The sequence below is a fragment of the Brevundimonas sp. RM1 genome, from assembly GCF_052907225.1.
The window spans coordinates 1-13250 of sequence record NZ_JBRERY010000034.1 but is presented as its reverse complement, the minus strand read 5'-3'; the positions used below and the strand labels follow the sequence as shown (position 1 = coordinate 13250).

Below are 13250 nucleotides of genomic sequence, written 5' to 3'. Positions count from 1 at the left end.
GCAGGTCGGTATCCGTAACCTGTTCGACGACACCGCAACCTTCACCTCGGGTTCGGGTGGCGGACGTGGTGCCGGTAACGTGCCGCTCTCCTCGCAGTACGACTATCTTGGTCGGCGCGGGTTCATCAGCTTGACCCGCAGTTGGTAAGTTTTATTAACGCAAAATAGGAAGGGGCGGCGAAGCAATTCGTCGCCCCTTTTCTATTTCATAACCCAGGTCTATTTCCCGACGTAAGATGAAGTAGTGGCGTTTGGCGGAGCAAATTGGAGCAGCAACAATGATTCCCTCCCCGGGCCGAGGCGATAGGCCCCCACCGGAGGCGTGCAAGCGCTGCTCACTCTTCTGCCGACGCTGCCAGCGAACTTTCCCTGGCCGATCTTCATCGTCCTGCACGTCCCGGCTGACCGCAGCAACGCGCTGCCCTCCCCTCCTTGCTCGAGAACAAATGCCTGCTTGAAGTCAAGGGGGCCGAAGACAAGAAGACCGCCCGTCCCGGCGTGGTCTATCTCGCCCTCTCGGACCACCACCTGCTGGTCGAGAGCAACGGCGATCTGATCTTGTCTTCCGAAGAAGCTGTCAACTACTCCCGCCCCTCCATCGCCGCTGCGGGCGGAATCGCCCTGGTGGAGGAACCCTCGCCGCCACCTACGCCCAGAGAGGGGGGCCAGGCCGGCCGCAACGCCTGCGACGCAACCCTCGCCCTGCCGCTCACCCGATCTAGAGAAGGAAGAAGTCGAGACCGCTCGTCGGCCCCGGAAGACCGGAGCCAATCAAGACCCCTTAGCGAACAACAATCCCGCCGACAGAAACGCAACGCCTTCAACAGGCGGCGATGGAGCCGCCTGGGCCGGCGGTCCAAGGGCTTCGGCACGCGCACGTAAGTAGCCTAGCGTGGGGGCCGCCTATACGATTCTCACGCTTTTCTAAGAAGATGACGTTATAGGATCGCTGATCCGACGACGGATATTCCTAGTCGGATAAGCGTCAGAAGCGACGCTCACTCGATAGCCAAATATCATACTTCTCGCCCACTATTTGACGGCTGTCTTACCAGCGCAAGGCGAAGCGCCCGATGAGGGCGCCGATCGCGCCGGCGGCGGCCACGCCCAGGGTGTACCAGGTGGCGACGAAGGCGACCGTGGCCTCGGGACAGTGCAACAGACCGTAGGCGGTCGCCGCCACGGCGCCGGTCATCATGCCCAGCGCCGCCCCGCCCGCCGACGGCCGTGTCGGCGCCAGACGCCTGGCCGACAGATAGACGAACGGCGCTGTCACGGCCGAGATCAACAGGATGTTGCGGCCGCAGACGTCCCACGTCCGGCCCAGCCATACGGCCATACGTTGGTCCGGCGTCGTCAGCGCCAATTCAATCGCGCCAGCTGTCATCACGACCGCCACGACAGCGAACAGGAGCATCGCGGCCGGGCGAGCGTCCGCACCGGGCCGCCCCAGTCGCGTCGTCAGGCGCAGGGCGGCCGCCGCCAGGGCCAGGGTGTAGAGGCCTTTCAGCCAAGGCGTCGGTGCGCCCATGGCCTGGATCAAATCGGGACGGACGCCCAACAGCACGACCACGCCGACGACTGACGCGACGACGGCGGCGGCCAGCAGCAACGAACTGGCGCGCGCAGGCTTCACCGGCTCCAGCCCGACGGCCAGGGCGTCGATCAGGTCGTCAGTCTTCATCAGCGGACACGCTGGCGGTCAGGGTCTTCATGGAGCGATGGACGCTGACCTTGGCCGCGCCCTCGGTGAATCCATTGCGCGCCGCCGCCTCGGCCAGGCTGTAGCCGCCGATGCGGACATCCTCGATCAGTCGGCGCTGACGCAGCGGCAGGATGGACAGCACGCGCCGCAGGTCACGACGCACGGCGCCGTCCTCGACCGTATGCTCGGCCAGCAGAACCGAGGCGTCCTCCAGCGGAACGTCGTGCCGACGCCCCTGACGGCGCAGATGGTCGATCAGCTTGTAGCGAGCGATCGCATAGGCCCATGCCGTGAACGGCAGCGACCGGTCATAGGTCGCCCGTTTGGCGTGAATGGCGATCAGGCAGTCTTGCACGAGATCCTCCGTATCCGCCTCGCGACCGATCAGACGGCGCTTGAAGAAGGGCGTCAGAGCGCCGCGCATCTCCATCAACAGGGCGCGCCAAGCCACGGGGTCGCCGTCGAGCCCCCGCACCATCAACCTCTTCAGTTCGGCTTCTCTGTCGACCACGCCCTCCACCATTCGCGTCGGCCGGGTCAAAGGTTACACGCCCACAGGCCCCGAACGTCGAAATATTTTTCGTAACCTGCCGCCCCTCGCCGTCGAACCCTCCTGAGTCAGGCCGCCTCGATCCCGGGCGGCCCCTCACAGGAGACGATCCGATGAATATCCCCGCCAAGCTTCTGGTCGCCGCCGGCGCCCTGCTGGCCCTGGGCGCGAACGCCGCCGTCGCCCAGACCATCCCCACGGCCGAGCAGGAACGCGGCATGGAGAAGTGCTACGGCGTCGCCAAGGCCGGTCAGAACGACTGCGCCGCCGGCCCCGGCACCACCTGCGCCGGCACGTCGACCCGCGACTATCAGGGCAACGCCTGGAAGCTGACCCCGCGCGGCACCTGCACCGCGATCAAGACGCCCAAGGGCAACGGCTCGCTGAGCCCGATCCCGAACCGCTGATGTCCGCCGCACCGACCGCCGGGCTGGGTCTGAAGCCCCAGCACTACGCCGAGGCCGAGGCCTCCCCGGCGGTCGGCGCCCAGGACGGCCTGTGGTTCGAGGTCCACCCCGAGAACTACATGGTCGCGGGCGGGCCGCGCCTGACCTGGCTGGAGCGCATCCGTTCGCGCCGGCCGCTGTCCCTGCATGGGGTCGGCCTGTCCCTGGCCGGGGACGAACGCCCGGATCGCGAGCATCTGGCCCGATATCGCGCCCTGATCGACCGCTTCGAGCCCTTCGTGGTGTCCGAGCACCTGGCCTGGTCGCAACGGGGCGGGGTCTATCACCCTGACCTGCTGCCCGTTCCGCGCAGCCGCGAAATGCTGACGCTGGTCTGCCGCCACATCGACGAAGCGCAGAACGCTCTGGGGCGCCGGCTGCTGATCGAGAACCCAACGGCCTATCTGCCGATGGCGGGCCACGACTGGGACGAGGTCGACTTCCTGACCGAGATCGCGCGTCGCACCGGCTGCGGTCTGCTGATCGACGTGAACAACGTCCACGTCAGCGCCGCCAACATGGGCTTTTCCGCCGAGGACTGGATCGATCGCGCGCCGGGCGAACTGGTGGGAGAAATCCACCTAGCCGGCCACAGCCTCGATCCGACATGGGGCGAGGCTCTGCTGATCGACAGTCATGACGCCCCCGTCGCCGAGGCCGTCTGGCGCCTGCATGAACGGCTGATCGCCCGCATCGGCTCCCGACCGACCCTGATCGAGCGCGATGGCCAGATTCCCGATTTTTCCGAACTGCTGTCCGAGCAGGCCCGCGCCGCCCAGACCCTTGCTCAGGCGCAGTCTCAGGCCTCTTCGACAAGGACGCCGGCATGACCGCCTTTCACGCCGCCTTCTCGATCGCGCTGGAGGGTCGTTTCGGCGACCTGTGGCCGCACCTTGAGCCGGACGAGCGCACGCTCGGCGCCCTGGCCGTCTACCGCAACACGGCGACCAAGGGCTGGATCGACGCGCTGGAAGCCAACTACCCGACCGTCGTCGACATGGTCGGACGCGACTGGTTCCGGGCTGTCGCGCGCGAATACGTCGAGGACGAGCCCGCCATGTCTCCTGTTATGGCCGCCTATGGAGAAGGCTTTCCCGCCTGGCTGGCCCGCTTCGAGCCCGCGCGTCCGATGGCCTACCTGGCGCCTGCCGCTCGCCTGGACCGCGCCTGGACCGAGGCGCACCTGGCCCAGGACGCCCCGGCGATGAACGCGCACCAGGCCGCAAGCCTGGGCCTGGCGCTGACCGGGACGACCGCCCGCCTTCTCCCGTCCGCGCGCCTGTTCTGGTTCGACTGGAGCGCGCCGTCGTTGTGGCTCGCACACCGCGACCCGCACGCCGGGGCGGAACTGTCCTGGCGGCCGACGCCCGAGGGGCTGCTGATCCATCGCCCCGAGGATCATGTGCTGATGCACCGCCTGTCCCGCGCCCAGTGGGCCTTCCTGGACGCCGGCCGCCGCAGCGCCTCCTTCGCCGCCTCCGCCATGGCGGCCCAGGCCGCCCAGCCCGGCGTGGATGTGCCCGCCCTCTTCGCCGAACTGATCGCCTTCGGCGTCTTCATGTCCCCCTCTCGCCCGAGTACGCCTTCATGACCGCCCTCGCCCGCCTGCGCCGTCGTTTCGCCACGGCCGTTCCCGAATGGTTTCTGGCGCTTCTTTTGCGCCTGGGCGTCGCCGCCCCATTCTTCATGTCTGGACGCACCAAGGTCGAAGGTTGGCTGACCCTGTCGCCCTCAACCCACTACCTCTTCGCCGAAGAATACCGCGTGCCGCTGCTGGCGCATGAAACGGCGGCCTACCTCGCGACCTATGCCGAACATCTGCTGCCCATCCTGCTGGTGCTGGGCCTGCTGACACGTCCGGCGGCGCTCGGCCTGTTGCTGATGACCCTGGTGATCCAGATATTCGTCGCGCCCGGCGGTTGGCCGACGCACCTGTTATGGGCCGGCCCCCTCGTCTACCTGATTGCGCGCGGCCCCGGCGCCCTCAGCCTCGACCGCCCCCTGGGCATCGACTGAAGCCGCACATGACAGCGCCTATCGCCGGCCAGAAAAGGAACGGACAGCCAAAGCGTTTCTCGCGATTGACTTGAGCAGCCCCCCCTCTATGGCTTGAACAACGAAGCGAAGGGGCGTTGGAATGCAAGGCGAGGCTGCGGCTTCCTACGAAAAAGCCGCCCAGGCCCACGCTATCCTGCTGAATGATCCGTCGTTTCAGTTCGACCGCGCCAATTTCGACCCGCCGCAGACTCCCGGCTGGCTGCGCTGGATCGGCGAGACGTTGCAGTTCCTGGCGCCGGTGCTGAAATGGGTGTTCTGGATCGGACTGGCCCTGCTGGCGGGGCTGATCCTCTACGCCATCGTGCGCGAGATCCTGCGACTGCGGAAGCCCGCCGCCAAGCCAGACAAGCCTGCGACGCCGGTCGAAGCCGACTGGCGGCCGGACGCTCAGGCGGCCCGCGATCTGCTGGCCGAGGCCGACGCCCTGGCCGCGCGCGGACAATATGCGGACGCCGCCCATCTGTTGTTGCTGCGCAGCGTGCAGGACATTGAAAAACGCCAGCCGCGCGCGCTGCGGGTGTCGCTGACCGCGCGCGAAATCGCCCGCCTGAAAGCCTTGCCCGAGGCGGCGCGCCCCGCCTTTGAACGGATCGGCCGGGTGGTCGAGCGCAGCCTGTTCGGCGGCGCCGCCGTGGACGCCCAGGATTTCGCCGACTGTCGCCAGGCCTATGAGGCATTCGCCCTGCCCGAAGGCTGGCGCGCATGAGCCGTTCCGCCAAGGCGGCCGGGAACGCCTTTTCACCCGTCGTCCTCATCAGCCTGCTGCTGGTCAGCGTCGTGGCCCTGGCCGGGCTGGGCGTGCTGTCGGCCTATGCCCCCGAACTGAAGTCCGGCGACGACGGCGGCGGCCACGCCCTGTCGCGCAGCTCGACCGGCTTCGGCGCCATGCCGGTCCTGCTGCGAAACCTCGGCGTGCCGGTGACGATGAGCCGAGGCCGCCTGACGCCGTCCTCGGACGAAAGCCTGCTGGTCCTGACGCCGCCGCCCGGCGCCCCGCCCGAGCAGCTCGACGACATCAACCATGCCGGCGCGACCCTGATCGTCCTGCCCAAGTGGAGCGCGACGCCCGACCCCAAGCACCCTGGCTGGGTTCGCACGACGGGCCTGCTGCCCGACCAGGCCTCGCTGGCGCCGCTGAGCGAGCACCTGCGTCAAGGCGCCCGCCTGGAATCGCGCGACGGCCGCGCGAGCGTCGCCTTGAAACGCCCTGACGGCACGCCCTTCGGCGCGCCGGTGGATGTCGATGCGCTGAAGACCCTGTCCGGCCCCGACTGGGTTCCTGTCGTGACGGACGATCAGGGTCGCCCCGTTCTGGCCATGCACGCGACCACGCGAGTCTATGTGCTGGCCGACGCCGACCTGCTCAGCACCCACGGACTGAAGACGCTGAACGGCGCGCGCACGGCCATCGCCCTGCTGGACGTCATGCGGGCGGAGGACGCGCCGGTCATCTTCGACCTGACGCTGCACGGGATGCAGCGCACGCGCAGCCTGTTGCGGCTGATGCTGGAGCCGCCGCTGCTGGGCATGACGCTGGTGCTGGCGGCGCTGGCGGTCTTCGCCGGCTATCAGGCCGTCGTGCGTTTCGGCCCCGCGCGCGAGAGCGGCCGCGTCATCGCCCTGGGCAAGCGCGGGTTGGCCGACAATACGGCGGGGCTGGTGCGGTTGGCCCGGCGCGAGCATCACATGGCCGCGCCCTACGCCCTGCTGACCCGCGCCGCCGTCGCCCGCGCCATCGGCGCCCCGCGCCGCCTGAGCGAGGACGAACTCGACGCCTTCCTCGACCGCGTCAGCCGGACCGCCGGCGCGCACGCGACCTATTCCGCCCTGGCCGATCAGGCCAGGACGGCCAAGACCCCAGGCGACCTGATGCGGGTCGCCGCCGCCCTCTATCGCTGGAACCAGGAGCTGACCCGTGCACGTCAATGAGGTGAAGACGATCGCCGAGCGCATCCGCGCCGAGATCGCCAAGGCCGTGGTGGGCCAGGACGACGCCGTCGACCTGTTGCTGACCGCCCTGTTCGCGGGCGGCCATGTCCTGCTGGAAGGCCCGCCCGGCACGGCCAAGACCCTGCTGGCCCACAGCTTCGCCCGTTCGGTCGGGCTGGACTACGGCCGCATCCAGTTCACGCCGGATCTGATGCCGGGCGACATCCTGGGGTCGAACCTGTTCAACTTCCAGACGTCCAGCTTCACCCTGACGCGCGGGCCGATCTTCTGCGAACTGCTGCTGGCGGACGAGATCAACCGCACGCCGCCCAAGACCCAGGCCGCCCTGCTGGAAGCCATGCAGGAGCGCAACATCACCATCGACGGCCAGGCCCATGCGCTGAGCCCGCGCTTCACTGTCGTCGCCACCCAGAACCCGATCGAGCAGCAGGGCACCTATCCCCTGCCCGAGGCGCAGCTGGATCGCTTCCTGTTCAAACACGTCCTCGACTATCCCGACCTGGAGCAGGAGCGCGCCATCATCGCCGCCCACGGGTCGCGCACCGGCCAGATGGACCCTGTCGCCCTGGGCGTGGCGACCGTGGCCGAAGGCGCCGCCATCGCCGCCGCCGTGGACGCCGTGGCGCAGGTGCGGCTGACGGACGAGGTCGTCGGCTACATCGCCGCCCTGGTGCGGGCCACGCGCGATTCCGCCGATGTGGAGACGGGCGCCTCGCCGCGCGCGGGGGCCATGCTGGCCGTCGCCGCCCGCGCTCGCGCCGCCCTGGACGGGCGCGACTACGTCATCCCCGACGACGTGAAGGCGTTGGCGGTCCCGGCCCTGCGTCACCGCCTGGTGCTGTCGCCCGCGGCCGAGATCGAAGGCCGTCGCGTCGAGCAGGTGCTGGCCGGCCTGGTGGATCAGGTAGCGGCGCCCCGGTGATCTATCCGACCCGACGTGCGGTGACGGTCCTGGCGGCGGGAGCGCCCGTCGCCGTGCTGGCGGGCGTGCTGACGCCTGTCGGCTGGCTGGCCGGTCCGGTCTGGATCGCCGGCGTCGTGCTGCTGTTCGCGGCGGACGCCCTGCTGACCGGTTCGCGCTCTAGCCTGACGCTGGACCCGCCCGAGCCGGTGCGCGCCGCCGTCGGACGACCGGGCCTGGTCGGACTGACGGCGCGCTTCGCCGCGCAGGGTCGCGCGCCGCATCAGGTCGAAGCCGCCCTGTCGGGCGAGGCCAAACTGGGCGTGGATGACGCCCCGCGCCAGGCCGGGGTGCGTAGCCATGTCGCCTCCCTCGCCTTCCCCTTCACGCCCGAACGACGCGGCGACGCGGCGCTGCATGAGCTTTGGGTGCGCTGGCGCGGACCGATGAAGCTGGCCTGGAAGCAGAAGACATTCCGCCTCGATCTGTCGACGCCGGTGCTGACCGACCTGCAGTGGGTGCGCGATCAGGCGGTGCGCCTGTTCGCCCGCGACGCCCTGTTCGGAACCAAGGCCCAGCTGGACATCGGCGAAGGCGCCGAATTCCAGGCCCTGCGCGACTATCAGCCCGGCATGGACCGACGCGCCGTCGACTGGAAGCAGTCCGCCCGCCACGCCGCCCTTCTGGCCAAGGAATTCCGCACCGAGCGCAACCACAACGTCATCATGGCCCTGGACTGCGGACGCGCCGCCTGCGAGCCGGTCGGCGGCATGCCGCGCGTGGACCGCTTCATCCACGCGGCCCTGCTGCTGTCCTACGCCTGCCTGCGCTCGGGCGACCGGGCGGGTCTGTTCGCCTTCGATTCCCGGCCGCGCCTGTCGACCGGCGCCGTCGGCGGCATGAACGCCTTCCGCACCCTGCAGACCGTCGTCGGCCGGGTCGATTATTCGACGCACGAGACCAACTACACCCTGGCCCTGGCCACCCTATCGGGACAACTCCAGCGCCGATCCCTGATCGTGGTCTTCACCGACTTCACCGATTCCACCGCCGCGGAGCTGATGATCGAATCTCTGGGTCGGCTGCTGAAACGCCACCTGGTGCTGTTCGTCGTCCTGCGCGACGAGGAGTTGGAGGCCCTCGCCGCCGCCGCGCCGGAAACGGCCGAGGACGTGTCGCGCGCCGTCGTCGCCGCCAGCCTGCTGCGCGAACGCGAGACGGTCATCAACCGCCTGCGCCGCATGGGCGCCCACATCGTCGACGCCCCCGCCGATCAAGTCGGGCCCGAGGCGGTCAACGCCTATCTGGACTTGAAGCGGAGGGATCTGCTGTGACCGACGCCCCGCGGCTGAAAAGCCAACGCTTCCGCCAGGCGCGCGAAGAGGACTGGCGCCGCCTGGAGCGGTTGATGGACAAGGCTGAAAAGGGTTCGGCGTCCAAACTGACCGATGAAGAGATCCTGGCCGTGCCGGTGCTGTACCGCTCGACCCTGTCGGCCCTGTCGGTGGCGCGCGAGACCTCGCTGGACCAGGGGCTGATCGACTATCTGGAGACGCTGTCGGCGCGGGCCTACTTCTTCGTCTACGGCTCGCGGGCGACGCTGCGCGACCGGCTGACCGCCTTCTTCCGTCATGACTGGCCCGCCTCGGTCAAAGGCCTGTGGCGCGAGACCTTGGTGTCCGCCGCCCTGATGCTGCTCGGCGCCGTGGTCGGCGGCTGGCTGGTGATGCACGATCCCGAATGGTTCTACGCCTTCGTGCCGGGCGATCTGGCGGGCGGACGCGATCCAGGCGCTTCGACCGCCACCCTGCGCGCCACCCTGGACGGGACAGGGAGCGCCGACGGCCTGTCGGTGTTCGCGGCCTTCCTGTTCACCCACAACGCCAAGGTGGCCCTGTTCGCCTTCGCGCTGGGTTTCGCCCTGTGTCTGCCGACCGGATTGCTGGTCCTCTACAACGGCGCGACGCTTGGCGCCTTCTTCGCCCTGTTCGCCAGTCGCGGCTTGGGGGTGGAGCTGGGCGGCTGGCTGCTGATCCACGGCGTGACCGAGCTGTTCGCCGTCGTCCTGGCCGGCGCCGCGGGACTGAAAATCGGCTGGGCCGTCGCCTTCCCCGGCCGGGCGCACCGATTGGACGCCGCCGTTCAAGCCGGACGAACCGCCGGCGTGGTCATGGGCGGCGTCATCGTCATGCTGCTGCTCGCCGGTCTGCTGGAAGGCTTCGGGCGGCAGTTGATCGCCGACACCGGCCTGCGCTACGCCGTGGCGGGCGTGACGGCCCTGATCTGGGGGCTCTACTTCTATGGTCCGAGACGGGAGACGTTTCGTGTCCGCTGACGCCGTGAAGATCGACAAGACCGAGCGCCCCTTCATCACGCCCGAGGGCGTCGACCTGCGGCTGAACATCGGCGACGCCGGGCAAAGGGCGGCGGCCTTCCTGCTGGACGCCGGGATCATCATCGGCGTGCTGATCGCCTTCACCCTGGCCCTGATCTTCACCGGCGTCGGCGCCATAGGCGCGGCCGGTCTGGCGGGCGCAGAACTGGTCGCCGTGCTGTGGCTGGTGGTCTTCTTCCTGCTGAGGAACTTCTACTTCACCGCCTTCGAGCTGTCGGCCGCCGCCGCCACGCCCGGCAAACGGGCGATGGGCCTGCGCGTCGCCTCGCGCGACGGCGGACGGCTGCGGGCGGAATCGGTGTTCGCGCGCAACGCCATGCGCGAGCTGGAGGTCTTCCTGCCGCTGTCACTTCTGGTGACGCAGGCGGGTCAGGGCGGCGTCGACAGCTGGATGTATCTGCTGGCCTTCGTCTGGGCGGCGATTTTCGTCTTCTTCCCCCTGTTTAACCGCGACCGCCTGCGCCTGGGCGACCTGGTCGGCGGCACCTGGGTGGTGCGCACGCCGCGTCGCAAGCTGACCCGCGACATGGCCGATGACGGGTCCGAACAACTGGCGAGATATGACTTCACCCTGGCGCAGCTGGACGCCTATGGAGCCAAGGAGCTGCACGTCCTGGAATCCGTCCTGCGCACCGGCGAGCGCAGGACCATGCGCGCCGTCGCCGACCGCATCATGGGCAAGATCGGATGGTCGCGCGATCCGCACCAGACGGACCGCGACTTCCTCAGCGCCTATTACGCCGCCGTGCGCGGGCGACTGGAGCAGAAGCTGCTGATGGGCGTACGGCGTCGCGACAAGCACGACGTCTGACGCCGAGCCCCATCAGTCGAATACGGCGGCCAGGGCCTCAGGCCCCGCCCCTTCCTTGACGGTCCGCAGTTCGTAGTAGAGCGCCGCCACCCCGGCCGAAGCGACCACCGCCGACAGGATGTTGACCACCACGCCGGACGCCGTATTGACCCACAGGTTCGGGCTGCCGTCGAGGAAGCCGCCGCCGGTCGCCAGACCGAGCGCGCCGACCGCCGCCCCGATGATCCACGACAGGAGCATATAGATGACCATCAGACCGAACACGTTCCAGCGATAGCCGCGCGTCAGATCGCGACTGCGCTGCAGGCTCTCCAACACGCCTCGCTTCTCGACCACCACGGCGGGCGATGCGACCGACCACATCACCGAAATGATCACGCCCGGCACGATCAAAGCCAGATAGCCCAGTCCCGCGCCCAGCGCGGCGATGATGGCCAACCCCAGCAGCGGCAGAAACATCTTCACGCCGACATCAAACGCCTGGCCAAAGGAGGTCGCCTTGCCGTTGAAGCCGTTGACCGCCGCCTTCACCACCATGCCCTGAAGCATGTAAAGCCCCACCAGATAGAACACCCAGCCCGCCGCCATCGTCAGGAATCCGACGGCGGCGCCGCCGGTGACGGCCGTGCTCTGGCCCAGGCCCATGACGGCGCTGGGCGCCCCGACCATGACCGTCGACGCGCCGAAAAAGATCGCTGCGTTTTCGCGAATGGTCGTGAAGGTGCGCTGGATCACCCGCCCGAGGTCGAACTGGCCGCCCCGGCTGACGGCCTGCCCCGTCCAGGTCGGCGGAGCGACGGCCTGAAGTATGAATATCTCGGTCGCCTGCAAATCCGCGCTGGGCACGAAATCGACCTTCTGCCCGCGCGTTAGCGGCAAGGATGTCCGTACCTGCGTGACATTGAACAGATAACGCGCCGTATCATCGCCCAGTATCGCCCCCATCCCGGTCGCCTGATCGAATGTCAGAACCTCACCACGCATGATCATGCCCCCGAATGCTCTCACATCCGGCCTATCGATGTAGCAGCGGATTGACCAGAGCTTTCATGCCCAGATCACAATCGAGCCGCGGCCGTTGGGAAACCGGCAGGCCCCGCTCCTGCCTCACGAACAAGGCCAACTTGCACGCCTGTCCGTGCCGGAACCAATGTCCCCACAGTTTGGATAAGCGAGCTCACGTTCTTCAAATGCTGCAGCACCACATGCTCCCGATCTTCGATCACGTGCAGTGCCACATGGTTGTCTCTTCTCTTGCGTATGATCCCCGGACCGACATAATCGCTTGATCAGGGGTAGGTCCGCGTCGAGATCTGCGGTCAACCCGTCCCGATGACCAAGCGGTCGGGGATTGGCTCGGATCAGAAGCAACGAACATCAAAGCCGCCCGCCCCCGCTTCCAAATCCGTCAGCCGCCGTCATCCTCCAGAGGCATCCGCTTCAGCTGCCCACTGGAAACATGGAACCGCGTTTTTGCGACACGCACCGCATATGGCCCGGCCGGCTGGACAAGATCGCGGTCGATTTCGCCGCATAATAACAATCCGCTATCGGTCAGCGCATAGGCGTGATGCGCGTCTACGGCGAACGCCCGGTTGAGGAATGTAAGCGTGGCGGGATCAAGGTTGACGTGACCCCCTGAAACTCCTCCAAGAATAGCTAGAGTCCGCCCTAACGAAGGACGGACAGAATGAAGCGATCAAGGTTCACGGAAGAGCAGATCATCGGGATTCTGCGGGAGCAGGAGGCCGGCATGACGACGGCGGAGGTGTGTCGGCGTCACGGGGTCAGCTCGGCGACCTTTTACAAATGGAAGGCCAAGTTCGGCGGGCTCGACGTGTCGGAGGCTCGGCGGCTGAAGACGCTTGAAGACGAGAACGCCCGGCTCAAGCGAATGTTGGCGGACGCGATGCTGGACAACGTGGCCCTGAAGGACCTGCTGGGAAAAAAGTGGTGACGCCCGCCGGCTGGCGCGAGGCGGCTGGTCATCTGCAAGCCGCCTACGAGATGAGCGAAAGGCGGGCGTGCCGTGTTCTAGGCGTCGATCGGACGAGCGTACGCTATCAGGCGACGCGCCCGGACGACGGCGCCCTGCGCGACCGGCTGAGGGCCCTCGCCCAGGAGCGTCGCCGGTTCGGCTACCGCCGCCTGCACGTCCTACTGCGGCGCGAGGGCCATGCGGTCAACAAGAAGCGGGTTCAGAGGATCTATCGTGAGGAACGGCTGACGGTGCGCCGGCGCGGCGGGCGGAAGCGAGCAATGGGCACGCGGCGACCGCTGGACCTGCCGCTGGTGGCCAACCAGCGCTGGTCGCTGGACTTCGTCTCTGACCAGATGACGGACGGGCGGCGCTTCCGCATCCTGACGGTGATCGACAACTGCACCCGCGAGTGCCTGGCGTTGGTGGCCGACACCTCGCTGTCGGGCGCTCGGG

14 protein-coding genes and 2 pseudogenes are annotated in these 13250 nt (G+C 68.1%); 13 read left to right on the top strand and 3 right to left on the bottom strand.

Annotated features, from left to right (window positions below; translation table 11 throughout):
• Positions 1 to 322: 322 nt before the first annotated feature.
• Positions 323 to 370 (top strand): annotated as a pseudogene (locus ACU5AP_RS15365) (hypothetical protein); the annotation flags it as partial.
• Positions 371 to 432: 62 nt separating this feature from the next.
• Positions 433 to 882, top strand: coding sequence for a chemotaxis protein CheB (locus ACU5AP_RS15360; RefSeq protein WP_244210493.1), 450 nt, complete (start codon positions 433 to 435; stop codon positions 880 to 882).
• A gap of 166 nt (positions 883 to 1048) precedes the next feature.
• Here ACU5AP_RS15360 and ACU5AP_RS15355 read toward each other — a convergent pair whose 3' ends face one another.
• Together ACU5AP_RS15355 and ACU5AP_RS15350 are read right to left on the bottom strand one after the other, a co-directional pair.
• Positions 1049 to 1684, bottom strand: a complete 636-nt coding sequence (locus ACU5AP_RS15355) for an NrsF family protein (RefSeq protein ID WP_128719735.1) — start codon at positions 1682 to 1684, stop codon at positions 1049 to 1051.
• On the bottom strand, positions 1674 to 2216 hold the full coding sequence (locus ACU5AP_RS15350) for a sigma-70 family RNA polymerase sigma factor (RefSeq protein WP_076224277.1): 543 nt from the start codon (positions 2214 to 2216) through the stop codon (positions 1674 to 1676). The genes ACU5AP_RS15355 and ACU5AP_RS15350 overlap by 11 nt, the downstream gene beginning before the upstream one ends.
• Positions 2217 to 2368: 152 nt before the next feature.
• Here ACU5AP_RS15350 and ACU5AP_RS15345 point away from each other — a divergent pair, with 152 nt between their 5' ends.
• The 10 genes from ACU5AP_RS15345 to ACU5AP_RS15300 all read left to right on the top strand — a co-directional run bounded on the left by ACU5AP_RS15345 (position 2369) and on the right by ACU5AP_RS15300 (position 10816).
• Positions 2369 to 2662, top strand: coding sequence for a BufA1 family periplasmic bufferin-type metallophore (locus ACU5AP_RS15345; protein ID WP_076224187.1), 294 nt, complete (start codon positions 2369 to 2371; stop codon positions 2660 to 2662).
• On the top strand, positions 2662 to 3531 hold the full coding sequence (bufB, locus tag ACU5AP_RS15340) for an MNIO family bufferin maturase (RefSeq protein ID WP_128719734.1): 870 nt from the start codon (positions 2662 to 2664) through the stop codon (positions 3529 to 3531). The genes ACU5AP_RS15345 and bufB overlap by 1 nt, the downstream gene beginning before the upstream one ends.
• Positions 3528 to 4292, top strand: coding sequence for an HvfC/BufC N-terminal domain-containing protein (locus ACU5AP_RS15335; protein WP_128719733.1), 765 nt, complete (start codon positions 3528 to 3530; stop codon positions 4290 to 4292). Before bufB ends, ACU5AP_RS15335 begins: the two co-directional genes overlap by 4 nt.
• The gene (locus ACU5AP_RS15330) at positions 4289 to 4717 is read left to right on the top strand and encodes a DoxX family protein (protein WP_128719732.1); all 429 of its coding nucleotides are present in this window, start codon (positions 4289 to 4291) and stop codon (positions 4715 to 4717) included. Before ACU5AP_RS15335 ends, ACU5AP_RS15330 begins: the two co-directional genes overlap by 4 nt.
• A gap of 121 nt (positions 4718 to 4838) precedes the next feature.
• Positions 4839 to 5465: a DUF4129 domain-containing protein gene (locus ACU5AP_RS15325; RefSeq protein ID WP_076224175.1), complete on the top strand. Its 627-nt coding sequence runs from the start codon at positions 4839 to 4841 to the stop codon at positions 5463 to 5465.
• The gene (locus ACU5AP_RS15320) at positions 5462 to 6688 is read left to right on the top strand and encodes a DUF4350 domain-containing protein (protein WP_446681467.1); all 1227 of its coding nucleotides are present in this window, start codon (positions 5462 to 5464) and stop codon (positions 6686 to 6688) included. Before ACU5AP_RS15325 ends, ACU5AP_RS15320 begins: the two co-directional genes overlap by 4 nt.
• The gene (locus ACU5AP_RS15315) at positions 6675 to 7631 is read left to right on the top strand and encodes an AAA family ATPase (protein ID WP_128719730.1); all 957 of its coding nucleotides are present in this window, start codon (positions 6675 to 6677) and stop codon (positions 7629 to 7631) included. The genes ACU5AP_RS15320 and ACU5AP_RS15315 overlap by 14 nt, the downstream gene beginning before the upstream one ends.
• Positions 7628 to 8944 (top strand): DUF58 domain-containing protein, encoded by a 1317-nt coding sequence (locus ACU5AP_RS15310; RefSeq protein WP_128719729.1) that lies wholly within the window; start codon positions 7628 to 7630, stop codon positions 8942 to 8944. The genes ACU5AP_RS15315 and ACU5AP_RS15310 overlap by 4 nt, the downstream gene beginning before the upstream one ends.
• A complete protein-coding gene (locus tag ACU5AP_RS15305; RefSeq protein WP_232623965.1) occupies positions 8941 to 9945 on the top strand; it encodes a stage II sporulation protein M in 1005 nt (334 codons plus the stop codon). Before ACU5AP_RS15310 ends, ACU5AP_RS15305 begins: the two co-directional genes overlap by 4 nt.
• Entirely contained in the window at positions 9935 to 10816 is an 882-nt protein-coding gene (locus ACU5AP_RS15300) for an RDD family protein (protein ID WP_232623966.1), read from the top strand. Before ACU5AP_RS15305 ends, ACU5AP_RS15300 begins: the two co-directional genes overlap by 11 nt.
• A gap of 12 nt (positions 10817 to 10828) precedes the next feature.
• Here the strand turns inward: ACU5AP_RS15300 and ACU5AP_RS15295 are convergent, their stop codons facing one another.
• Complete coding sequence (locus tag ACU5AP_RS15295) at positions 10829 to 11800, bottom strand: hypothetical protein (protein WP_128719728.1); 972 nt, start codon at positions 11798 to 11800, stop codon at positions 10829 to 10831.
• 706 nt (positions 11801 to 12506) lie between these two features.
• On the opposite strand from ACU5AP_RS15295, the pseudogene ACU5AP_RS15290 reads away from it, so the two are divergent.
• Positions 12507 to 13250, top strand: a pseudogene (locus ACU5AP_RS15290) (IS3 family transposase); the annotation flags it as partial.